This window comes from Arthrobacter terrae, from assembly GCF_015708085.1.
GTDB lineage: Bacteria > Actinomycetota > Actinomycetes > Actinomycetales > Micrococcaceae > Arthrobacter_M > Arthrobacter_M terrae.
Genome location: NZ_JADNYM010000004.1, coordinates 180,111 through 203,831 on the forward strand (window position 1 = coordinate 180,111; position 23,721 = coordinate 203,831).

The window sequence follows — 23,721 nt, forward strand, 5'->3', positions numbered from 1 at the left end:
CTCAATGGTCGTGCGGCTCGCGGTCAACGTGGTCAGGTTCATTGTGACCTTTTTCGTGGCCACGGTGGCCGTGTTCGCACTCATGCGGGCCATCCCCGGAGATCCGGCCCAAATATCCCTGGGAGTCAACGCTTCGCCGGAATTACTGGCCCAGACCCGGCGGGAGTTCGGGACGGACCGGCCCCTGATTGCACAGTACTTCGACTGGGTGAGCGGCCTTCCGCAGGGCCACTTCGGCGTCTCCTTCGTGACCCGGCGGGACATCAGCGACATGATTGCCGACCGGGTACAGGTAAGCCTGATCCTGGTGATTCTTTCGATGATCGTGGCGCTGCTTATCGCCGTCCCCTTCGGCACCTTGGCTGCCGTCAGGCACCGCCGGACCAGCGGAATCCTGATCAGTGGAATCAGCCAGCTGGGGGTAGCCATTCCGGGCTTTCTCGCCGGGATCATGCTCGTTGTGGTATTTGCCGTCGGCTTGGGGTGGCTCCCGGCCAACGGCTGGACACCGCCGGGTCAGGACTTCGGCGATTTCGCCAGTCGGATTGTCCTGCCGGTGGTGGCCTTGGCTTCTGTGCAGGGTGCCATCCTGACGCGGTATGTGCGCTCGGCCGTACTCGAAGTGATGAGTGAGGACTATTTGCGGACGGCGCGGGCCAAGGGACTGGGCAAACTGGAAGCGCTGGTGAGGCACGGGCTGCGCAACGCCTCGATTCCCGTCCTGACCGTCACCAGCATTCAGCTGGCAGCGCTGATCATTGGAGCCGTAGTCGTAGAGCGCGTCTTCGTTATCCCCGGTCTGGGATCCATGCTGCTGGACGCCGTGGGCAACCGCGATATGCTCTCTGTCCAGTCCGTGGTCATGGTGCTGGTAGCGATCACATTGATCATTAACCTGATTGTTGACACGCTGTACACGGTTCTGGACCCGCGTATCCGGAAGCAGGCGTAATGTCCGAACCCACAGCGGCCGAATCCGTGCCGCAGTTCTCCCTTCCCGGACTGGAGCCGGGTCCGGAGCCGGCCGCAGTCGTTGCTCGGCGCGGCCGCCGGAAAGTCTCCGCCACCTTGATCGTTGGCGCCGCCGTCGTCGTGCTGGTGGTGCTTGCCGCTCTGGTCTCCTTCTTCTGGACCCCGTACGACCCGGTCAAGGCGTTCCCCGTCGACCGGCTCCAGGGCTCCAGCGCTGCGCATCTGATGGGCACGGACAGGTACGGCCGGGACGTGTTCTCGGGCATCCTGTACGGTGCGCGGATAACGCTGATGGTGGGACTGATCTCTGTCGGGATCGCGCTTGTGATCGGCACACCGCTGGGCATCCTGGCCGGAATGCGCGGCGGCTTTACTGAGGAAGCCACCATGCGCGGGGCGGACATTCTGCTGGCCTTTCCGGCGCTGCTGGTCGCTATTATGTTCGGCGCCGTTTTTGGTGCCAGCACGACGACGGCGATGGTCGCCATCGGGATAGGCTCCATTCCGGGCTTTGCGCGGGTTGCCCGGAGCGGCACCTTGCAGGTGATGAGCACCGAATATGTACTCGCCGCACGGGCGTCCAGCCAGAATTCGTTCCGCATCGCCCGCCGGCACGTGCTGCCCAACATCGCCGGCATGGTGGTGGTCCAGTGCTCCGTAACCTTCGCGCTCGCGGTGCTGGCCGAAGCCGCGCTGTCCTTCCTTGGCCTGGGCACCCCGCCCCCGGTTCCGTCATGGGGACGCATGCTGCAGGAATCTCAGCAGTTCCTGGGCACATTCCCGATGCTGGCGGTGTGGCCCGGAGCGGCCATCGCCGTCGCAGTGCTGGGATTCAATCTGCTCGGCGACGGGCTGCGGGACAAATTTGATCCAAAGCTTAATGGAGAGCGGTAGCCTCGTGACGACGTCCATGAACCCTTCCTCGTCGATCAACACCGAAGCTGACGCAGCAGCGGATCCGCTGCTGCAGGTCACCGGTCTCAGTGTCGCCAGCAGGGACCGCCAACTGGTGCAGGGGTTCAATCTAACGATGAACCGGGGCGAGCGGGTGGGGCTGATCGGTGAATCCGGCTCGGGGAAGTCCATGACCAGCACCGCCCTGATGGGGCTGCTGCCGGAGGGCGTCAACGCCGTCGGCACCGTGCGGCTGGCCGGCCGGGAAGGCAACCTGCTGACCGCTTCGGACCGGCAAATGTGTCGGATCCGCGGGAATGACATGACCATGGTGTTTCAAGAACCTCTGACGGCATTGAACCCGCTGATGAAAGTGGGGCCGCAGGTAGCTGAGGTGATGGTCAAGCACAAAAATGTTACCGGGCGGCGTGCGGCGAAGAATAAGGCGGTTGCGATGCTTGCGAGCGTCCGGTTGCCCGATCCGGCACAGGCCGCCCAAGCATATCCACATCAGCTTTCGGGCGGCCAGCGGCAGCGTGTCATGTTGGCCATGGCACTGGCCAACGATCCTGAACTACTGCTCTGCGATGAACCAACGACCGCCTTGGACGTTACCGTGCAGCGGCAGGTGCTGGATCTGATCCTGGAGTCGGTACGGCAGCGCGGTACGGGGCTGTTGTTTATCACCCACGATCTCTCCGTCGTAGCAAATGTCTGCGATCGGGTGCTGGTAATGAATAAGGGAGTGGTGGTGGAGGAGGGCTCCGCGGCGGAGGTTTTTACCCGACCCCGGCATGCCTACACCCGTGGCCTGTTGGCGGCCTCTGATCTGGATGCCTCCGATGAGGACGGCAGGCTTTTCACCGTAGCGTCTGCCGCGGCATACGTCCCGCCGAAGATAAAGGAAGTACTGGCTCCGATGCCAGCGGCCACTCTGCGGGCGCCCCGGTCCCAGGTCCCGGAAAGTCATGGCAGCCCGGGAGGGCCCGCTACTGGTGTGGAACCGGTGATCAGCGTAAAGAACCTGGTACGCACTTATCAGCGCGGACGAACGTCGCTATTCGCAAAGCCGCTCGAAGTGCAAGCCTTGCGCGGGATTTCCTTCGACGTGCAGGCTGGCCAACGTTTTGGCGTGGTGGGGGAATCCGGCTCCGGGAAGTCCACTCTGCTGCGGATCCTGGCTGGACTGGACCAGCCGACCTCCGGTAGCGTCCGGGTGGCCGGCAACGAGGTAGCGGGAGCCCGCGAAAGCGCACTGGTCGATCTTCGGCGCCAGCTCCAGATTGTCTTCCAGGACCCCATGGGTTCGCTCAACCCGCGGATGCGGGTGCAGGAGATCATCGCCGAACCGCTACTCGCCCCCGGCCAGAAGGTGGACAGTGCTCGGCAGCGCAGGCTCGTTGCCCAGATGCTGGCCGCGGTGGATCTGCCCGCGGACTCGGCCGGGCGGTTTCCGCATCAGTTTTCCGGCGGCCAGCGGCAGCGGATTTCCATTGCGCGTGCGCTGATCTGCGAACCGCGGATCCTGGTGGCGGACGAGCCGGTGAGTGCACTGGACGTTTCGGTCCGCGCCCAAGTGTTGAATCTGCTCTCCGATCTGGTGGACCAGTATCAGCTGACGCTGGTTTTTGTCTCGCACGATCTGGGCGTGGTCCGGCACATCTGCGACAACGTCGTCGTGATGAATCAGGGGGAAATCGTGGAAAGCGGTGCTACCGAGCAGATCTACGAGCACCCCCAGCATGAGTACACCCGCACCCTGGTCGGCGCCTCGATGTCGCTGCGGTCGGAACTGGCGGCCCGTGCCGCGCAAAGTAAAGGAAGATTCCATGCCAACCTTTAGCTCCACCGAACTCCACGGACTCAGCGCACGGGAGCTTAGCGCCGGTTTTGCCGCGGGGGAGCTGTCCCCGGTGGACGTATGCGTCGCCGTCATTGAGTGCATCGAGGATCGCGAGCCGGTGCTCAACGCTCTCTATGTGTTTGACCCTGATGCAGCCATCCAGGCCGCACGGGCAAGTGAAAACCGGTGGAAGAAGGGACAACAGCTCAGTGCCTTGGACGGTGTCCCCGTTACGGTCAAAGAGAATATCGCCAGGATCGGTGTGCCGATGCCCGGTGGAACGGCGCTGCCGAACCCGAAGGTAGCCACCGCCAATGCTCCTGTCACTGACCGCATTTTAGAAGGTGGCGCAGTCATTATGGGCTCCACCACTATGCCGGACTGGGGCATGTTGTCCTCCGGAGTCTCCAGTCTGCACGGCGTCACGCGCAGCGCTTGGAACCACGACTGGACCACGGGTGGTTCCAGCGCCGGTGCCGGGGCAGCAGCGGCCGCAGGGTACGGTCCCCTGCATGTCGGAACAGATATCGGTGGCTCCATCCGCCTGCCGGGCACGTGGCAGGGACTGGCCACGCTCAAACCCAGTGCGGGGCTGATCCCCCTCGACGCGCCGTATCCCGGCAGGGTGGCCGGCCCGCTTGCCCGGTCAGTTGCCGACGCGGCGTTGTTCATGACGCTGCTGGCCAAACCCGATAACCGTGACTACACGGCCCGCCCCTACCCGCCCATGAACTGGCTGGACCGGTACCCGGACCACACTGGATTTCCTTTTGCAGATGGACATGATTCCGGATTGAAGGTGCCGGGGCTAAAGGTCGCGCTGCAGACGGACGCCGGCGTCGGCGCAGCGGTGGACCCGGAGGTCCTGGCCGCGGTTGCAGCCGTGGCGGACGTGTTTGCGGCGGCAGGGGCGGAGGTCAAAATGCTTGGGGCGTTCATCCATCAGGGCATGCTGGACGGTCTGGATAACTTTTGGCGGACCCGCTCGTGGGCCGACTACAGCGTCCTGCCGCCGGAGCAGCAGGAGATGGTGCTGCCCTACATTGCACGCTGGTGCTCACGCGGCGCCCGGTTCGATGGCGCGCAGACAATCCGGAACTTTAACCGGATAGCCCAAATGCAGAAGGTGACGCTTGGGGCCACGGCCGCGTTCGACGTCGTCCTTTCACCTGTCGCGCCGATGGCGGCATTCCCTGCCGAACAGCCGATGCCGGTTGATGACCCGGATAGCACGATGGCCCATATCGGCTTTACGGTCCCGTACAACATGTCAGGGCAGCCAGCCGCGACGGTGAACTGCGGGTTTACGCAGGATGGGCGCCCGATCGGCGTACAAATGGCAGGACCCATAGGCGCGGACGCCGATGTTCTGCGCGCCGCGGCCTGGTACGAATCGGTCCGTCCGGCCGCCGCCGTACCCGACTGGTCATCTTTGGCCTAGCCATCACGGCCTGATCATCGCCATCCGGGTGACTGTGAATTCTTCGATGGCAAAGCGCGGACCTTCGCGTCCGCTCCCGGAATCCTTTACGCCGCCGTACGGCATAATATCGGAGCGGAATCCTGGTATTTCATTAACCACCACGCCGCCGGCATCCAAAGTGTTGATGGCGTGGAATGCTGCTTCCAAAGACTTTGTATAAATGGCCGCCTGCAGGCCGTAGCGTGAGCTGTTTACCAGCTCTATGGCTGCCGCGACGTCGGGAACGCGCGCCAGGCAGACCACAGGTCCAAAGATCTCCTCGCACCAAAGCTGGGCCTCATACGGAACGTCGGCCACAACGGTCGGCGCAATGCTTCGGCCGGTAAGGGTGCCGCCGGCCAGGACCCGCGCGCCGCCGGCAACCGCGTCCGCTAGCCAATCGGTGATCCGGCGGGTGGACGCTGCATTGATCAGGGGCGCCACCCTGGTGGCTTCGTCGCGGGGATCCCCGACGCGGACTTCATCAAGTCGTGCCAGCAGGGCTTGCTCGAATTCATCCGCGATGGACTGCACCAGCACGATGCGCTGCACCGAGATGCAGGCCTGACCATTGGCGTAAAAACCGCCGCGGATTACGGCATCCACCGCATCCGCCAGCACCGCGTCGGAGGCGACGATCAGCCCGGTGTTGGACCCAAGCTCCAGAACAGCCTTCCGCGGGGCTGCGTCCCGGGCAATCTGATGCCCGACGGCGGCGGAACCGGTAAAGGAGACGACCGCTGCCCGCGGGTCGGACACCAAGGCTTCGCCGACATCGATCCCGCCGGTGATCAGCTGGACGGCAGCGGCACTGATGTCATGCTTGATTAGGACTTCGCGGATCAAGTGCACCGCCCAGAGCGTGGCCAGCGGAGTGTTTGGTGCGGGTTTAATGATGATGGGACAGCCGGCAGCTATTGCCGGGGCCAGTTTGTGACTGGCCAGCAGGAGCGGATAGTTGAACCCCGTGATGCCAACCACAACCCCGGCAGGACGGCGGGTCCAGTAGCCGATCATGCCCTCGCCGAGCGGCTGAAGATCCAGCGGCACGGTTTCGCCATGGGTATGAGCCACCTCTTCTGCGCTGGCCGCCCACGTCGTCAGGGAACGGGCCACCTCAGTTCGGCAGTCCACACGCGGCTTCCCTGTTTCGAGCACTAGCAGATTCTCGAGTCCGGTGCTCTGCGCGGCAAGCGAGTCATGGATGGCCAGCAGAAGTGCACGCTTTTTTCCCGTGCTCAAAGTAGCCATTTCTGCCCGCGCGGTGTGTGCGGCAGCCAACGCGCGGCGGGCATGACCGACGTTGCCTACTGGGGAGTCGGCCACGGCGGAACCATCGTAGGGGAACGAGATCTGCTGGTGGTCTTGGCAGGGGAGCCAGCCGTCGCCAACCGGAAGGCCGTCCGGATACGGAATCGTGAAGGAGGACATTTTGCGCGCTTCCTATCGCCACCACACTAATCCGTAATGGTCTGACCAGTAATTCTCACAGGCTACCGAAGCAGCAAGTCCACGGTCAACGACCGGGAAACACGCTGCCGACACGCCGCACGTTTTCGGACAGACATTGACAGTTTTACCCCCCGCGGGGCAAAGTCCGTAGTGAGCGGACAACCTGGGGTTCAACAGCCACCCATCCGGAATTCTATGCTGACCGATAATGCTTGTGCAGCCGCACTCATCTGACGTGCAAGGAGGCATTCCATGGCAGATCATAAAATTGCCGTCATTAGCGGGGACGGTATTGGCCCGGAAGTGATCGGGGCTTCACTCAAAGTGCTTAATGCCGCAGAAGCGGCTTTCGGCTTCAGCACTGAACGGACCGAAATCACAGCCGGTGCCCGGCACTATCTGAGTACTGGTGAACTTTGGACACCGGGACTGCAGGAGCAGCTCCGGGAACAGGACGCGATCCTCTTTGGTGCCATGGGCGACCCGGCCGTCAAACCCAGAATTCTTGAACGCGGTTTCATCCTGGAAATGCGCCGGACCTTCCAGCAGGCGGTGAATCTGCGGCCGGTAAAGCTGTATCCCGGTGTCAAGACTCCCATTATGGGGCTGACAGCGGAGCGCTGCGACCTGCTGATTGTCCGGGAAAACACCGAGGGCGCCTACGTAGGACGCGGCTCAACGGTGCACGCCGGAACAGCGTATGCCGTGGCGGTGCAGGAATCGGTGAACACCCGGGTAGGCGTGGAACGCGTGGTGGATTACTCCTTCCAGCTGGCCCGGCGCCGCCGGGGCAAGCTGACGCTTTGCCACAAAAAGAACATCCTGATTGAAGCCGGAAACCTGTGGCAGGACACCGTGAACGACCTGAGCGCGCTCTACCCGGAGGTGGAGCTGGATTACGTGCATGTGGATGCCATGTGCTTCCATCTTCCTGTTTCCCCGGAGCGCTTTGATGTAGTGGTTACGGACAATTTATTCGGGGACATCATCACCGACCTGGGTGCCGTTATCCAAGGTGGTCTTGGCGTTGCCGCCAGCGCCAATCTGAATCTGGATGGCGCCGCGCCCAGCATGTTTGAGGCCATTCACGGCTCGGCGCCGGACATTGCCGGGAAGGGCTGGGCTAACCCGGTTGGCGCGGTGCTGTCCACCGCGATGCTGCTGGCGCACTTGGGGGAACGCGATGCGGCCATTGCAGTCGAGGCTGCTGCGGTACACGTTCTGGCTCAACTGCCGGAGCCCTCGGGGCCCGGTATGGGGCGTTCCACCGCTGAAATTGGCCAGGACATTGCTGCCTTGGTCCGCACCCTTGAGGCGGTCCCGGCCGTCCCGGGTCGATCGGTGATGGAGGATCTGGCCGGGATGCACGAGACGCGCTGAGGGCGCGTAGCGGGATGTGTCCGCCGGCAGGGTTGCACGGCATCGCTAACGGGCTTATCCGCGGTCTTGCCGCCGATGCCGCAAAAGTTTTCACTGCTCGTGATCGACCTGCTCAGCAGCGTCTCGGTTTCACTGGATCCGGCGGATTCTGCCATCCGGTCAAAGCGCTTCCCTCGTAGGATCAACCGTAGGGCCGGGCCGGTAGTCCGATGGATCGTGGCAGATGCGCAGCACCTCGGTAATGGTGTCCGGGTCATTGGTCTTGAGCGCCTCAAGGATACGCCGGTGGTCCCGCGCTACCTTGGACTGATGCTCCGGGCCCTGCCGGTAGGTCATGGTGATCCGGCGCTGAACCGGGTGTTCCCACATGGCGGCGAGCGTGCTGCGCAGGTATTCGTTGGGGCAGGGCTCGATCAGGGCGGTGTGGAATTGGCGCCCCAGCGCGAACAGTCCGACGGCGTCGGACGGGTCGATGGTCTCAAATTCATCATTCATGGCCCGCAGCCGGACCAGCTGACCGGGGGAGTGCTTGCCGCAGGACTGCCGGGCCGCCAGGGCCTCCAGCGTGTAGCGCACCTCGTAAACATCCTTGACGTCCTGATCGGTGAGCTCGTTGACGATATAGCCATGGCCCGGGACCAGGGTGGCCAGGCCGGCCAGGGTGATCTGGGTCAGTGCATCGCGGACGGGCGTGCGGGAAACGCCGTATTGTGCGGCGACCTGCTCCTGGACCAGCGCCGAGCCGGGCGCAAATTTGCCGTCGATGATGTCGGAGCTGATCTGCTCATAGACGCGGACAGCCAGCGGACGAGGATCGCTCGTCCTGATGGTGCCGGGTATTGATGCCATTCGGATTCTCCGACTGTGATGGAGGGTTGGCGCTGTAAAGGACTGTTGTCAGCGTAGACCGGTTGTCAAAGTCTAGTGCTCCGCAACGTTGCGGGAATTGTTGACGATGGTGAGCAACCTCACAAAATTTCTTGACCGTCTTGTATTCACCGTATACAGTGTATACACCCGAGCAAGGAGGCTTGAAATGTACGTGCTGAATACGTGGTATGTAGCCGCATGGTCCACCGACGTAACCCGCAAACCGGCGCGCCGGGTCATCTGTGAACAGCCGATCGTGCTGTTCCGGACCCAGGACAATACCGCGGTTGCGCTCGCGGACCGCTGCGCCCACCGCGCCTTCCCGCTTTCCGAGGGCCGCACCATCGGCGATTCGGTGGAGTGCGGGTACCACGGCTTTACGTACGGGGCCGACGGCATCTGCACCAAGGTGCCCGCGCAGACCACGATCCCGGAACGGGCGCGCGTGCGTAAGTACCCGATCGTGGAGAAGGACGGCTGGATCTGGGTGTGGACCGGGGAAGCCGAGCTGGCTGATCCGGCGGACGTGCCGGACACGCACTGGATGGTGGATCCGGCGTGGGCAACGGTGACGCACTCCTATCACTTCAAGTGCCGTGCCGACCTTATCCACGACAATCTGCTGGACCTCACCCACGAGTCTTTCCTGCACAAGACCACCGTCGGGGATGACTACATCTACGAACACGGCATCACGGTTGAGGTGGAAAACAACGTGGTCAGCGTTGACCGGCTGATGCCCTCAGTGGTTGCGCCGCCGCTGTACGCGGACACCATGGACGCCCGCGGCCTTTTTGACCGATTCCACTGCACCGAGTTCTTCGTCCCTAACCTGCACGTGCTGCACTCGGGCATCACCGGTGAGGGCCGCCCGCGTGAAGAGGGTTACCTGATCAAGGTGCTCAACGGCATCACGCCGATCGATGAACACAATTCCTGGTACTACTACGCGTTCAGCCGCAACTTCGCCATCGATGATGCACAGGCCACCGCGGACCTCCACGTCGGCCTGGCCACCGTACTGGATGAAGACGCCTCAGCCCTTCAGGCCCAGGAGATTGGCATGCAGGACCGCCCCGCCGGCGAGTTCGACGTGCTGATCGCCCAGGACGGTGGCGTGGCGAAGGCCCGGCGCATCCTGGCAGCCCTCTTAAAGAAGGAACAGTTGAAGAAGGAACAGCTGCACAAAGATCAGCCGAAGAATGTACAAGCAGCCGCTGTCCCGGCCGGAACCCGGGAGCCTGCTGCTCCCCGGTCGGCATAGGAGACGGCATGTGGATGCTTGTGCGGGCCAACGCCCTGGGAATAGAGACGCAGCCGGAGCGCGGCACCAGGACGCTTGCGGCTTCGCCGGACACAGCCGAGCGCGGGGACCCGTGGCGCTGGACCATCAGCCTGGATGAAACCGGTGCCCGGCCGGGTGTGGAAGTCAGTGCTGACCCGGACCACATCCGGCTGGAAACCCAGCAGTACAGCAACGGTTACACGGGACTGCTGCACCGCCCGGCGGGCACGCAGCTGGTGGTGGCCGCTCTGGCGGGCGAGGCCCTGGTGGCTTCGGCCGAGGGCCCCTGGGAACGCTGGCTGCGGCCCGGCGACGTGTTCGTCGTCGAGGGCGAGGATGACGAAACGCTCCGGCTTTCGCTGCCGGCCGGCGAGGCGTGTGTGGACGTCGTTTCCCTGGCTCCGGTGCGCGCGCACGCCCTGCGGTGGGTACCCTGATGCCGGCCACCGTAACCTTGGCTGCCGCTGAGGGTCCCGCGACAGCCAGTGCGCCCGCGGCTGTCAGCGTTGCGGGCATCGATTTCTCCCGCACCGGCCGGCAGCTGGGTTACGGGCGGGTGGTGCACTCCGACAACGTCTACGACGGCTCGGTCATCCCGGTGCCGGTCGCAGTGCTCAGTTCCGGCGCCGGTCCCACGGTGCTGCTGGTGGCAGGCACACATGGAGACGAGTATGAGGGCCAGATCCTGCTGCACGAGCTGATCCGCAGCATCGATCCGGATCGCCTCACCGGAACCCTGATCATCGTCCCGTCCGCCAACTACGCGGCAGTGCTGGCCGGCAGCAGGGTTTCCCCGGTAGACAAGGGCAACCTGAACCGCAGCTATCCTGGGGATGCCAGCGGCGGCCCCACCGGCCAGGTGGCCCACCTGATCAGCCGCGGCCTGCTGCCCAGGGCCGACGTCGTCGTTGACCTGCACTCCGGCGGCACCAACTCCACCTACGTGCCCAGCATGTTCCTGTACCGCGGCCCGGATGAGGCGATGTGGGAACGGAAGGTCGCGGCCGCGCGCAGCATGGCGCTGCCCTACACCATGGTGGTGCCGCCGCGGCTGGAGCCCGGTTCACTGAGCACCGCGGGCGACGACGCCGGCATCCTGACGCTGTCCACCGAACTTGGCGGCGGCGGAACGGTGGACCGCCTTGTGCTGGCCCGGGCACGGGACGGTCTCGCGGCACTGTTGGCGGGCGCCGGGGTCATACCGCGGGCAGATGCGGATCAGTCCCGGGCGCCCGGCCGTGATTCCAGCCGGCCGGAGACCATCTGGATTGAACTGGTGGACGGGTCCGCCGTCACCACCACCGCCGGGGGTTTGTTTGAGCCGCTGGTTGATCTGGGCCAGCGTGTGCGGGCCGGGGACGAGGTGGGCCGCGTTCATTTTGTGGATGAGCTTGACCGCCAACCCAAGGTTTTCCACGCCGCCGTCGACGGCGTGGTGGCCATTATCCGCCGGCCTACTCTGGTGCGGCCCGGCTGCCACCTGGCGCAGGTGGCCCCGCTCTGCACCGAACCGGAACTTAGATCCCTCTGAAAAACCCGCTCTCCAGGCTGCACCACGAAAGGCAAAACAATGCGTTTTACCCACAAAGCGGTACTGCTCCTCACCGCAGGAGCCACTCTCCTGGCCGCCAGCGGCTGCACCACGGCATCGATCGATGACGCTGCTGCGGGCGGGCAGCCCGCCGCAGCCGCGTCAAAAACCGCAATCAGCGTCAATGAGCAGGCCCGGGCGCTGTTACCCGCCGCGGTGCGGGACAAGGGCACCCTCGTCATCGGCTCCGACCCCACCTACCCGCCGTTCGAGTACTTCGATACGGACAACAAGACGATGATCGGCTGGGATGTCGATATGGGAGACGCTCTGGCACAAACGCTGGGACTGAAGGCCGACCACGTTGCCGCCACCTTCGACACGATCCTGCCCGGTTTGACGTCGCAGAAGTATGACGCCGGCATGTCCGCGTTCTCCATCACGGATGAGCGGAAGAAGGCGGTGGACTTTGTGGCCTACCTTTCCGGCGGTTCCGGATTAGCGGTGCTGCCGGGGAACCCGGAAAAGCTGTCGATGCAGGCGGAGACGTTGTGTGGGAAGAAGGTTGCGGCGCAGAAGGGATCCAGCCAGTCGCTGGACATCCTGCCGGCGTTGTCCAAGGAATGCACCGACGCCGGGAACGCGGCCATTGACGCTCAGCTGTTCCCCGCCCAAACGGATGCGAATCTTGCCCTGACCTCCGGTCGCGTCGACGCCGTCATGGCGGACAGCATCTCGCTGGCGTATCAGGGCACCCTTGCCGGGAAGAAGTTCGAGCTGGCTGCCGGCAATGACTACCAGCCCGAGCCGACCGGGGTCGCGCTGCCCAAGGATTCGGCGCTGCGTCCGGCCCTAGAGGCTGCCATGAAAGCGATTGTCGGCGGGCCGGCCTACGGCGAGATCAACGCCAAGTGGTCCATTCCCTCCAGCGCAACCATCACGGCGGACAAAGTCACCGCTAAGTAGCGTGGAAGAGACAAGGTAGGAAGTTCGCATGAGTACCCAGATAACCGTGGCCGACGAAGTGCCGGCGAGAACCCGGGACCACTACACGATTGTGAAGGCCAAGCACCCCGGCAGGTGGGTGTCCGCCGTCGTTATCCTTGCCGTGTTTGCGGTGCTGCTGCAGTCTGTCTTCACTAACCCGAGGTTCGGCTGGGGGACCGTCGCGAAGTACCTGCGGGATGTATCCATCATCAACGGCATCGGCGTCACCTTGATGCTGACGGTGGTCTGTATGGCCATCGGCATTGTGATCGGCGTGGTGCTGGCCGTCATGAGGCTCTCGCTGAACCCGGTGGTGCGGACGGCGGCCTTTGGCTATGTGAACTTCTTCCGCGGCACCCCGGTGCTGGTGCAGCTGCTGTTCTGGTACAACCTGGCCGCACTGTACCCCTTGATCAGCTTCGGGATTCCCGGGGTGGCGCTGAACGCGAACCAGCTCATCACCCCGATCTTCGCGGCGATCCTGGGCCTGGGGCTCAACCAAGGCGCCTACATGTCCGAAATTGTCCGGGCCGGGATTCTCTCCGTGGACAACGGCCAGCTGGAGGCAGCCGGGGCGCTGGGCATCAACCGGCTGCATACGCTGCGGCGGATCATCCTGCCGCAGGCCATGCGGGTGATCATCCCGCCGACGGGCAATGAAACCATCGGCATGCTCAAAACCACCGCCCTGGTCAGCGTTATCTCCGTGCCGGAGCTGCTGTATTCCTCGCAGATCATCTACGCGCGCACGTTCCAGACCATCCCGCTGCTGATCGTGGCGAGCCTGTGGTACATAGTGGTGACCTCCGTCCTGAGCGTGGGCCAGTACTATCTGGAACGCCGGTTTGCCAAGGGCGGCCAGCGGAACCTGCCGCTGACTCCGCTGCAAAGGATCACCCTCTTCTTCAACACCCATGACCGGCTGGCCCGGAAAGGCGGAAAACTGTGACCGCGATGGCGACCCAACCTCTTCCGGCTCCGCAGTCGGCGACGCCGATGGTCAAGGCGGACGGAATCGAGAAGAACTACGGCAAACTCCAGGTGCTCAACGGGATCGATATGGAGGTGAAGGCCGGCGAGGTGGTCTGCCTGATCGGTCCGTCGGGATCCGGCAAAAGCACCTTCCTGCGCTGCATCAACCATCTGGAGGGCATCGACGGCGGACGCATGTGGGTCGACGGCAAGGTGATGGGTTACGACATCAAAGGCACGCGTCTGCATGAGCAGAAGGACAGTGAGGTGTGCCGGAACCGGACCGGAATCGGCATGGTGTTCCAGCACTTTAACCTCTTTCCGCATATGAGCGTGTTGGAGAACCTGATGGAGGCTCCGCGGCTGGTGCTGAAGCAGAAACGCTCCGTTGTCAGGGAGCGGGCCCTGAAGCTGCTCGACGCTGTGGGACTGGCGGAAAAGGCGGAAGCCTACCCGCGCCAGCTTTCCGGCGGCCAGCAGCAGCGGGTGGCGATCGCCCGGGCCTTGTGCATGGAGCCCAAACTGATGCTCTTTGATGAGCCGACTTCTGCCCTTGACCCAGAGCTGGTGGGGGAAGTGCTCAAAGTGATCAAGGACCTGGCCCAGTCCGGAATGACCATGGTGGTGGTGACACATGAGATGAATTTTGCCCGTGATGTTGCGGACCGGGTGGTGTTCATGGCGGACGGCCAGATCGTTGAACAGGGTCCCGCGCGGGACATCATCACCAACCCCCAACACCCGAGGACCAAGGCCTTCCTGGCCTCGGTCCTGTAAGACCGGACACCGAAAGTAAGAGCCATGAAACCAACAGAGTTCTTTGACGTCACCGTCAGCGCCATCAACCGCGAATCAGACTGTGTTCTCTCCCTTGTGCTGGAGCACCCGCTGGAGGAGGCGCTGCCGGAATGGGAACCCGGCGCACACGTTGACGTGATGTTGCCCAACGGTGTGCTGCGCCAGTACTCGCTCTGCTCCGAGCCGGGGAAGCCGGACTGGCGCATCGCCGTGCTGCGCGAACCCAACGGACGAGGCGGCTCCGCGTACGTCCACGATCAGCTGCAGCCTGGTACGAAGGTCCAGATCCGGGCGCCCCGGAACAACTTTGCGCTCGCAGCTGCCACGGAGTACGTCTTCATCGCCGGCGGCATCGGCATCACCCCGATCCTGCCGATGATCCGGCGGGTGGCGGAGGGCCCGGTACCGTGGCGTTTGGTGTACCTGGGGCGCAGCCGGAAGAGTATGGCGTTCCTGGACGAGCTTGAGGCCTACGGCCCCAACGTGCACATCCACGCCGATGACGAAAACGGACTATTTCCGCTGGCAGAGCTCATCAACACCCCGGACACCGGGTTCCATCTGTATACCTGCGGACCGGGGCCGCTGCTGAAGGTCATCCAGTCCATGACAGCTTCCTGGGTGGACCAGTCCCGGTTCCACTTTGAGAAGTTTGTCCCCGATCCGGCTGATGCCTCAGCCGCAGCCCCGGTGGCGGGCGACCACGCCTTCACAGTGGAGCTCTCCGATGGGACCGAGGTTGGGGTAGGGGCCGATACCAGCATTCTGAAGGCCTTGGAGGACGCTGGTGTGCCGGTGCTCAGCTCCTGTCGGGAGGGTATCTGTGGTACTTGCGAAACGCCGGTGCTCGCAGGAGAGATCGACCACCGGGACAGCCTGCTCTCCGAGGACGAGCGGGCAGCCATGGACACCATGATGATCTGTGTCTCACGTTGCCGGGGCCAAAGGCTGGTCCTGGACGCCTGATACGCAACGGTCTGAGGGGGTAACGGGGGCGCCTAGTCCGGGTGCCGCGCCGACCACGGAAGCAGCTGCTCGACCGCGGCGCCGATTCTGAAGACCGTCACATCATCAAAGGGGTGGCCGACAATCTGCACCCCTGTGGGGATGCCGCAGTCCGCCATGCCGCTGGGGACGGCCAGTACGGGGCACCTGTTCGCGATGTTGAAGGGCGCGGTCATGTGGGCCTGCCAATAGTGTTCCAGCGGGACGCCATCGAGCTCAATACCCTCCAGATAACTGCCGTCAGCTTCAAGCGCCGGAACGGCCGACGCCGGGCAGAGCAGGGCGTCAAAGCCGGTCATCGCTGCGGACAGCTGGGCCTGCAGGCGCGATTCCGAGCGGATTCCGTCCAGATAGCGGTGCCTGGCCGCCGCTGCCCTCGCATCCGCCATAAACCTGCGGGTGTAGGGGGCGAGCAGGTCTTCGGCGCCTGCGGTTTCATCCGCCATGGCCGGACCCAGCAGATAACCAAAATGCGTGAACATGGTCTCGATGATTTCCTGGCTGCGCCAGGGCAGCTCGATCTCCTCGACCACTGCTCCGGCCTGCCGCAGGGCATCTGCTACCGCGCGGGTGTTCCGCTCAATGTCAGGCGAAATCCGATAGTCCCCCAGCCGCAGGCACAGTGCAATCCGCATTCCCGTGACCCTTTCATAGCTGGCCGGCAGCGTTAGCTGCACAGCCAACGACGCGTGATCGCCGTCGTCGCGCCCTGACATCACAGTGGCCAGCAGGGCCGTATCCGCCACCGTCCGTCCCAACGGGCCGTCGCCGCGGTAGTGGTCCGCCGAGAGCGGGGCCAGGCCCGGAATTCTGCCGTATGGTGCCTTAAATCCGACGGTTCCCGTGAAGGACGCCGGAAGTCTGGTGGATCCGGCGATGTCGGAGGCGGTGGCCAGCGTGCTGAAACCGGCGGCTACGGCGGCGGCGGATCCGCCGGAGGACCCGCCGGGCGAATAACGGGTGTTCCACGGGTTGCGGGTCACGCCCCACAGCGGACTGTGTGTGACCGTGGCGCAGCTGTACTCGGGGGTCGTGGTCCGGGCGTGGATAATGCCTCCGGCCCGCTGGATCCGTTCGATCACGGGGTGGCTGACGTTGGCGATCGCTTCCTGATGGGCCACAAGACCCTGGGACAGCGTCCGGCCGCGGATGGCGTGCTTTTCCTTTGCCGCCACGGGTACCCCCAGCAGCACCGGAACGTTACCACCTTCCCGGTACATAGCCTCCGCGGACCGGGCCGCCGTCAACGCCTGCTCAAAGAGGGTCTCGCTGAAGGCGTTGATGAAAGGGTTCAGCGCCTCGGTCCGGGAGATGACCGCCCGCATCAGTTCCACCGGTGAAAGCGTCCGGCTGCGGAAGTGCGCTAGGGCGGTGCTGGCATCCAGATAATGAAGGTCCGTCACAACGGCCTCAGGCCCGTGCCGCTGCGGAGCGCGGAGCCGTGCGGGTGGCTTGGCACTTAGGGTCGTTCGTAAGCATGGCTTTCTGCCTCTATCCGCGGTGGTGCAAGGGGTAGCCGGTAACGACCGTGCAGACCGCAAGCTCCGGCGCACTGGAATACCAGCTCCTTAAGCATCAGTGAGCCGCATCACCGTTGTCCAATTGATAGCTTATGCATGTTTCATCGATTTCCGCATGGAGGAAGCTCGGTTTTTGCTTTCGCGTCGGAGCTGCCTGATGCGTCGGAGCTGCCTGATGCGGCGGCGGAAGCGTGCACCGAGACTGTGGACAGCGTCGATTATGCGTCAGAGCCCGCGGAGCTGGTGCAGCATTACTGCAACATGCAGGGATGTCCGGGATTCCGGATCATCCAGGTCCACTGCCAGCAATTCCTCGAGCCTGGCCAGCCGCGCGTAGAGGGTCGGGCGGCTAAGGAAGCCCTCGCGTGCCATGGCCGCCTTGTTGCCTCCGTGCTCAAGGTAGGCCTGCAGCAGGGCAAGCTGAGCGCCGTCGTCGTGCGCCGCCAGCCGCAGTACGCCTGCCAATTCGGACTCCACAAAGGCCTGGACGCGGGAATCGTTGCGCAACAGGGCCAGCAGACCGCGCAGGCGGACGTCATGGGCGCGGAAAAATGGTTTGCTGTGCTCCTTCAGCGTGCTGGCAGTCTGTGCAACATGACTGGCCTCGTCAAGCCCGGCTGCCGCGTCCAGCAATTCCGATCGGGCATGGCCGACACCCATTGTCCAGCCGGTAGGGACGGGCGGGGCAGGCAGCTGCTTCCGGGCTGCAGGGATCCGGGTGGGGGCCGTCAACCCGTCGCAGATTCGTTCCAACAATTGCTGCTCCAAGGCCCGCGCGGGGAGGGAGAGGAGCACGGCGATGTAGCCTGCCTGCATGCTGGCGATGAGTGCACTGCTGCCGGTGGAGTTGAGTACCTGCACTACGTCCTCCAGCAGCGAGCGTTCGTCCCGCTGCCCGGCCAGCGGGTCGGTCCTCGTTTCCTCGCCGGCCCCGCCCACCCGGACCACGACCGGCAGATAGAGCGGGGAAGGCCGTAGGCCCAGTGCGGCCGCGCGGGCCACCGCCTCCGGTTCGGTCAGCGCGCGCGGCTGGCGCAGCTCGTTGAGCAGCCCGGACTGTGCTTGTTGACTGAGCTGACGCTGGTCCCGCTCCGCCAGTCGGTTGATCGACAACGCCTGACCCGCACGCTCCAGCACCATGGCGGCAACGCTGTCACTAGCGCTTTCGTTGCCGGGATCGTTGGCGTAGGCCTTGCCTGGATCGCGGTCCCTGCCCCCGTCCGCTTCGGGCCCACCATGGAGGGAAACCGGCACAATGAGCCGTCCCCACAGCTGGCGGCGCAGACCAACGGGGGTCTGCAGCCACCCCTCGGGCCCCGCGCGGCCGGTCTGCCCGGTAGCAGGCGTGACGCGGGAGCGTCGCTCCCAGTCCGCCAGCAAATCCGTGGTGGAGTACCGGTCGGCAGCATGAGTCAGGACCAGATGAGACAGGTCCTCGAGCACCACCGGCGCCTGGATGAACACCGAAGCGCGGGCCACGATCTCCTGCGCGCCGGCGCTCTCCAGGCTCAATTGTGTGAACGCCTCGTGGACGCTGCGGGACAGTTCCGCGAGTTCGAGTTGCTCGGCGACGATCTGCCGGTGCACCAGTTCGGTGATGTCAACAAAACGTACCCGCCGGGCCAGCGCGATTACGGGCATCGAGACGGTGACGGCGGCGGCACGCAGCGCGGCCAGCACACCGGGGCGCGGGTCGGCGAGCTCGACCATCACTCCAGCGGCGCCGGTGGCCTCGACCGCGTGCAGATAGTCCGCTGCGGCGGCTGGCGAGCGTTCCAGTTCCAGTCCGGTGGTCAGCACAAGCTCGCCGCCGCTCAGCATGCCTGCCGGGTCCTTGATCTCGCTGACGTGGACCCAGCGCACCGGCCGGTGCAGTTCCGCTGTGCCGCCGAGAACCTCCGGTGCGGCACCCTGCACGATGGCAAGGTCCAGGACCTGGCGAATAGTAGGCAACATTTACACAGTGTAAACGTCTGGATCGAATCCTTTACACCTGGTCTGTTCCGCCGCCCGAAAAATCGACCAGACTGGAGTCAGACGGTTGTGCCGGACCAGTTGTGTCTGAAAAGTCCGCAGAATTGCCTGGCCCTTACGCCTATCCCAGGAGAAACACTTGAATTCGATTGAGCATTGGATCGCCGGCAGCTATGTCGCAGCGCGGGGACGCACCGCGCCGGTGACCAACCCGGCAACCGGCAAAGAGACAGGGCAGGTTGCATTGGCCGGTGTCGCGGAGGGCAACGCCGCCGTAGCTGCAGCGGCGGCGGCCTTCCCGGGGTGGCGGGATACGTCCATCGCCAAGCGGACCCAGGTACTTTTTGCGTTCCGCGAGCTGCTCAATGCGCGAAAGGGCGAACTGGCGGCCATCATTACCTCCGAACACGGCAAGGTCCTTGACGATGCGCTGGGTGAGGTGTCCCGGGGCCAGGAGGTAGTGGAGTTCGCCTGTGGCATCGCCCACCTGCTCAAGGGTGGTTACACCGAAAATGCCTCCACCAAGGTTGATGTCCACTCCATCCGCCAGCCGGTCGGACCGGTGGCCGTGATCAGCCCGTTCAATTTCCCGGCCATGGTCCCGATGTGGTTCTTCCCGGTGGCCATAGCAGCCGGGAACACCGTCGTGGTTAAGCCCAGCGAGAAGGATCCCACGGCGCTGAACTGGATGGCGGAGCTGTGGCAGGAAGCTGGCCTGCCGGATGGGGTCTTCAATGTGCTTCATGGTGACAAGGTGGCGGTGGATGTTCTGCTGACCCATCCGGACATTAAGGCGGTTGCCTTTGTGGGCTCAACGCCGATTGCCAAGTACGTGTACGAGACGGCGACGGCGCACGGCAAGCGGGTGCAGGCTCTCGGCGGGGCCAAAAATCACATGATTGTGCTGCCGGACGCGGATCTGGACCTGGCGGCGGATGCCGCCGTCAACGCCGGCTTCGGCTCCGCCGGGGAACGCTGCATGGCCATCTCGGCGCTGATCGCCGTCGGTGGCATTGCCGACGCGCTGGTAGCGAAAATCTCCGCCCGCGCGACGGCGCTGCGCACTGGCGACGGGCTGCGCGGCTGCGATATGGGTCCTCTTGTCACCGCTGCGGCACGGGACAGGGTGACTGGATATGTGGATGCCGGGCAGGCGGAAGGCGCCACGCTGGTGGTGGATGGGCGAACGATCACCCCCGACGCGGAGGGTGACGGTTTCTTCGTCGGACCCACACTGTTCGACAACGTCGGCACGGAAATGTCCATCTACACGGATGAAATCTTTGGACCGGTGCTCTCCGTCCTCCGGGTGGACAGCTACGACGAGGCGCTGGAACTAATCAACGCCAACCCGTATGGCAACGGGACGGCGATTTTCACCAATGACGGCGGAGCGGCGCGCCGTTTTGAGAACGAGGTCCAGGTGGGCATGGTGGGCATCAATGTTCCGGTGCCAGTGCCGATGGCGTATTACTCCTTCGGCGGCTGGAAGAACTCGCTCTTCGGTGACACGCACGCGCACGGCGCGGAAGGCGTGAACTTCTTCACCCGCGGCAAAGTGGTCACCTCGCGCTGGCTCGATCCGAGCCACGGGGGGATCAATCTCGGTTTCCCGCAGAATGACTAACCGCAGCGACCGCCAGTACTAGAAAGGGAACAGAGAATGACTTCCATCGTTGAACCGGACGCGGCCGCTGGACATGCCGATGAAATGGACATTGATACAGCCGCCGCGCAACGTGCTTACGAGCTGGACCGCAGGCACGTTTTCCACTCCTGGTCCGCGCAGGATCTGATTGACCCGATGGTGATCAGCGCCGCGCAGGGTTCCTACGTCTGGGACGGCCACGGCAACAAGCTGCTGGATTTTTCCTCCCAGCTCGTCTACACAAACATAGGCCATCAGCATCCGCGCGTGACGGCGGCGATTGCGGCACAGGCGGCTACGTTGTGCACCGTCGCACCAAGCCATGTGAACGACGCCCGTTCCGAGGCTGCCCGGCTGATTGCCGCACGTACGCCCGGAATGCTTGACAAGATCTTCTTTACCAACGGAGGAGCGGATGCCAACGAACACGCCGTGCGGATGGCCAGGCTCCACACCGGTAGGCATAAGGTGCTCTCCGCCTACCGGTCGTATCACGGCGGCACCGAACTAGCAGTGAACATCACCGGGGATCCGCGTCGTTGGCCCAGCGACACCGGCACCGCGGGGACCATCCACTTTTTCCCGCCCTACCTGTACCGGTCCGCGTTCCACGCAAGCACCGAAGAGGATGAGAGCCAGCGGGCGCTTGAACACCTGGAACAGGTGATCCGCCTTGAAGGCCCGGACACCATTGCGGCCATTATGGTCGAATCCATTCCGGGCACCGCAGGAATCTACCTTCCGCCGCCTGGCTATCTGCAGGGCGTGCGTGAGTTGGCCACGCAGTTCGGCATTGTCTTTATCGCCGACGAGGTGATGGCGGGCTTCGGCCGCAGCGGCAAGTGGTTCGCCGTCGAGCATTTTGATGTGGTGCCGGACCTGCTCACCTTCGCCAAGGGCGTGACCTCGGGCTACGTTCCATTGGGGGGCGTAGCGATCAGCCCGGAGATAGCTGCGACATTCGGCAAGCGTGTTTACCCCGGCGGGCTGACCTACTCGGGCCACCCGCTGGCCTGTGCCGCCGCCGTCGCCACCATTGAAGCGATGGAGGACGAGCACATAGTGGAAAACGCGGCCAACATCGGCGAGACGGTGATTGGACCGGCGCTGCAGGGCTTCGCCAGTCGGCACCGCGCCGTGGGGGAAGTCCGCGGTACGGGCGTCTTCTGGGCCATTGAAATGGTCAAGGACCGCCGGACGAGGGAGCCGCTCGCCGCGTATGGCGGGTCCAGTCCCGAGATGACTCAGCTGATTACCGAGGCTAAGTCACGAGGGCTGCTGGTGTTCGCTAACTTTAACCGGATTCACGTGGTGCCGCCCTGCAATATCAGTGCAGAAGATGCTCGGCTGGGCCTGGCCATTCTTGACGGTGTGCTGGATCTCGCCGACGGGTTTGCCGCCTGAGCGCGGCTTTGCTGAGCCGCGGGGCTGCCACCGCGGTCGAAGTCAGAGCCGACGCCGTCTCACTCGCAGCCGACGCCGTCCCCGTCACGATCCAAAGCGGATCGGTAACCTGCCTGACCGAGACTTATCGGTGCCGCACCCGCAGCCCGGACAGCCGCGCAGTTCGCATAGTAGATACCCGCGGGTGCTGGCTGGGCCGCGGGTGCCGGCTGGGCCGGGGGTGCCGGTAGTGCCGCTGCGGGCTCGGCCGCGGGGGCTGGCGCGGTCCCCTGCACCTGGGCCGCGGCCTCCTGCCCGGTCGGCGCCAGCATTTGCGCACAATCGGCAAGAATGCCGGACATGGCATCATGCTCGGCTTGTGTAACCCACAATCCGTAGGCTGCTTTCACCGAGATCTGCCTGGCTACATAAGAGCAGCGATAGCTCTTCGCCGGCGGCAGCCAGGTGGCGGCATCGCCGTCGCTCTTCCTCAGGTTTGTCGGCCCGTCAACGGCCAGCAGATTCAACGGATCATTGGCCAGTGCAGTCCGCTGCGCGAGCGTCAGCTGCTGAGCCCCCTTTTGCCACGCGTCACTGAGCGCCACGACATGGTCAATCTGAACGGCGGTGCTCGTGGCTGCGCCACGGGTGAATGGAATAACGCTGGCGGTGTACGGATCCTTCAGTGTCCCGGTCAGGATCAGACAGTCCCGGGTGCCGCCCTTGACGGTAACGGCCGTCAGATCGCGCTTGAGAATGTCATTGCGGGTATCACATCCGTTGTGGTCCACATCTGCCCACGCGGCGCCGAACTGTGTCCGGGCGTATCCGGTCTTGGGCGCCCGCCCCTTGACAGCAAGGGTGGACAGGACGGCCACGGCCGTACTTCCGTCGGCGGGTTGCGCATTGGGAGCTGCTGCACCTGCGGAATCGACAGCCGGGACAACATCCGGGTCCAGCGGAGCTGCACTCGAGGCTGGGTCCGGAGCTGCACTCGGAGCTGCACTAACAACAGTGGCCGACGGCGTCGGACTGGCCCGAGTGGGAGCGGCGACGACCGCGGTCGGTCCGGCAGCGCTGCTCACACCCCCGCAGCCCGACAGAACCAGCAGTAGAGCCCCGCCGCCAAAAACGACGGACCGCCACCGACTGCGCGGCCGGACGTGGTTTCGGGCGTGCCGTGCAGAGTCTCTATTCATTTATCCCCATAAGTAATTGCGTTGATGTATCAACAGGATATCTCCGGCAGGACCGCCGGTGGAGGAGCAGTGGGGTGGTGGATCGTGGATTGGTGTTTTGGGTGGTTGGGGGGTAGTGTTTCTCTAGTTGCCACCGCTGAGGTGGGACGGACCCCCACATTTTCTGCGGATGTTTTGTCCGGTGATTTTGTGTCGCTTGTTTTTTGTGGTGGTGTGTGGGTTGGGTTGGGTTTGTTGGGTGGGTCGGTTAGCCGGTTTGCTTGGTGGGCGTTGATCCGGTAAGTTAGGCAAGTTGCTTCGGAGCGAGACGGTTGTTTTTGGTCGTTGAGTCCGGGTGCGTCTGTTGTTTGAGAACTCAATAGTGTGCCAAGTTTTGTCGATACCGATTTTTTTATTGGTTGAGATTGTTGTTGTTTGCTGCGTTTGTGGTGGGTAACAATTTTTTTGGCTGGTTTCGAATTTAGTGCTGCTGTCATGACCCTTTTTCCGGGTGTGGTGGTGGTGTCTGTGATTTACATCAACGGAGAGTTTGATCCTGGCTCAGGA

General features: G+C 63.9%; 19 protein-coding genes. 14 read left to right on the forward strand and 5 right to left on the reverse strand.

The window, feature by feature from the left end:
• The first annotated feature begins 4 nt into the window (after positions 1-4).
• The 4 genes from IV500_RS04075 to IV500_RS04090 are packed head-to-tail and all read left to right on the forward strand — an operon-like array spanning position 5 to position 5,150.
• Positions 5-952 carry an ABC transporter permease gene (locus IV500_RS04075; RefSeq protein ID WP_196395532.1) on the forward strand — a complete coding sequence of 316 codons (948 nt, stop codon included), beginning with the start codon at positions 5-7 and terminating at the stop codon, positions 950-952.
• Entirely contained in the window at positions 952-1,866 is a 915-nt protein-coding gene (locus tag IV500_RS04080) for an ABC transporter permease (RefSeq protein WP_196395533.1), read from the forward strand. The genes IV500_RS04075 and IV500_RS04080 overlap by 1 nt, the downstream gene beginning before the upstream one ends.
• Positions 1,853-3,709, forward strand: a complete 1,857-nt coding sequence (locus tag IV500_RS04085; protein WP_446680228.1) for a dipeptide ABC transporter ATP-binding protein — start codon at positions 1,853-1,855, stop codon at positions 3,707-3,709. Before IV500_RS04080 ends, IV500_RS04085 begins: the two co-directional genes overlap by 14 nt.
• A complete protein-coding gene (locus IV500_RS04090; RefSeq protein ID WP_196395534.1) occupies positions 3,696-5,150 on the forward strand; it encodes an amidase in 1,455 nt (484 codons plus the stop codon). The genes IV500_RS04085 and IV500_RS04090 overlap by 14 nt, the downstream gene beginning before the upstream one ends.
• 3 nt (positions 5,151-5,153) lie before the next feature.
• On the opposite strand, the gene IV500_RS04095 is transcribed toward IV500_RS04090, so the two are convergent.
• Positions 5,154-6,602, reverse strand: a complete 1,449-nt coding sequence (locus IV500_RS04095; protein WP_196395535.1) for an aldehyde dehydrogenase family protein — start codon at positions 6,600-6,602, stop codon at positions 5,154-5,156.
• Between the two features lie 273 nt (positions 6,603-6,875).
• On the opposite strand from IV500_RS04095, the gene IV500_RS04100 reads away from it, so the two are divergent.
• Positions 6,876-8,003 (forward strand): 3-isopropylmalate dehydrogenase, encoded by a 1,128-nt coding sequence (locus tag IV500_RS04100; protein ID WP_196395536.1) that lies wholly within the window; start codon positions 6,876-6,878, stop codon positions 8,001-8,003.
• A 159-nt stretch (positions 8,004-8,162) separates the two neighbouring features.
• Here the strand turns inward: IV500_RS04100 and IV500_RS04105 are convergent, their stop codons facing one another.
• Complete coding sequence (locus IV500_RS04105) at positions 8,163-8,852, reverse strand: GntR family transcriptional regulator (protein WP_196395537.1); 690 nt, start codon at positions 8,850-8,852, stop codon at positions 8,163-8,165.
• A gap of 187 nt (positions 8,853-9,039) precedes the next feature.
• Between IV500_RS04105 and IV500_RS04110 the strand changes: the two genes are divergently transcribed.
• Genes IV500_RS04110 through IV500_RS04140 form a run of 7 tightly spaced genes read left to right on the forward strand, consistent with a single transcriptional unit; the run spans position 9,040 to position 15,412 of the window.
• Entirely contained in the window at positions 9,040-10,137 is a 1,098-nt protein-coding gene (locus IV500_RS04110; protein WP_230854440.1) for a Rieske 2Fe-2S domain-containing protein, read from the forward strand.
• Between the two features lie 8 nt (positions 10,138-10,145).
• Positions 10,146-10,595 (forward strand): hypothetical protein, encoded by a 450-nt coding sequence (locus tag IV500_RS04115; protein ID WP_196395538.1) that lies wholly within the window; start codon positions 10,146-10,148, stop codon positions 10,593-10,595.
• Positions 10,595-11,689: a M14 family metallopeptidase gene (locus IV500_RS04120; RefSeq protein WP_196395539.1), complete on the forward strand. Its 1,095-nt coding sequence runs from the start codon at positions 10,595-10,597 to the stop codon at positions 11,687-11,689. The genes IV500_RS04115 and IV500_RS04120 overlap by 1 nt, the downstream gene beginning before the upstream one ends.
• A 39-nt stretch (positions 11,690-11,728) precedes the next feature.
• Entirely contained in the window at positions 11,729-12,655 is a 927-nt protein-coding gene (locus IV500_RS04125; RefSeq protein ID WP_196395540.1) for an ABC transporter substrate-binding protein, read from the forward strand.
• Positions 12,656-12,683: 28 nt separating this feature from the next.
• Positions 12,684-13,625, forward strand: a complete 942-nt coding sequence (locus IV500_RS04130; RefSeq protein ID WP_196395541.1) for an amino acid ABC transporter permease — start codon at positions 12,684-12,686, stop codon at positions 13,623-13,625.
• Between the two features lie 5 nt (positions 13,626-13,630).
• Entirely contained in the window at positions 13,631-14,425 is a 795-nt protein-coding gene (locus IV500_RS04135; RefSeq protein WP_281063983.1) for an amino acid ABC transporter ATP-binding protein, read from the forward strand.
• Between the two features lie 24 nt (positions 14,426-14,449).
• Positions 14,450-15,412: a PDR/VanB family oxidoreductase gene (locus IV500_RS04140; RefSeq protein ID WP_196395542.1), complete on the forward strand. Its 963-nt coding sequence runs from the start codon at positions 14,450-14,452 to the stop codon at positions 15,410-15,412.
• Between the two features lie 32 nt (positions 15,413-15,444).
• Here the strand turns inward: IV500_RS04140 and IV500_RS04145 are convergent, their stop codons facing one another.
• Both IV500_RS04145 and IV500_RS04150 read right to left on the reverse strand, forming a co-directional pair.
• Positions 15,445-16,854 (reverse strand): amidase, encoded by a 1,410-nt coding sequence (locus IV500_RS04145; RefSeq protein ID WP_312875826.1) that lies wholly within the window; start codon positions 16,852-16,854, stop codon positions 15,445-15,447.
• 342 nt (positions 16,855-17,196) lie between these two features.
• Positions 17,197-18,927 (reverse strand): PucR family transcriptional regulator, encoded by a 1,731-nt coding sequence (locus IV500_RS04150; RefSeq protein ID WP_196395543.1) that lies wholly within the window; start codon positions 18,925-18,927, stop codon positions 17,197-17,199.
• 157 nt (positions 18,928-19,084) lie between these two features.
• Here IV500_RS04150 and IV500_RS04155 point away from each other — a divergent pair, with 157 nt between their 5' ends.
• Positions 19,085-20,572, forward strand: a complete 1,488-nt coding sequence (locus IV500_RS04155; protein ID WP_196395544.1) for a CoA-acylating methylmalonate-semialdehyde dehydrogenase — start codon at positions 19,085-19,087, stop codon at positions 20,570-20,572.
• Between the two features lie 84 nt (positions 20,573-20,656).
• Positions 20,657-21,997, forward strand: a complete 1,341-nt coding sequence (locus IV500_RS04160) for an aspartate aminotransferase family protein (protein WP_230854467.1) — start codon at positions 20,657-20,659, stop codon at positions 21,995-21,997.
• Between the two features lie 59 nt (positions 21,998-22,056).
• Here the strand turns inward: IV500_RS04160 and IV500_RS04165 are convergent, their stop codons facing one another.
• On the reverse strand, positions 22,057-23,175 hold the full coding sequence (locus IV500_RS04165; protein WP_196395546.1) for a GmrSD restriction endonuclease domain-containing protein: 1,119 nt from the start codon (positions 23,173-23,175) through the stop codon (positions 22,057-22,059).
• Between the last annotated feature and the right edge of the window lie 546 nt (positions 23,176-23,721).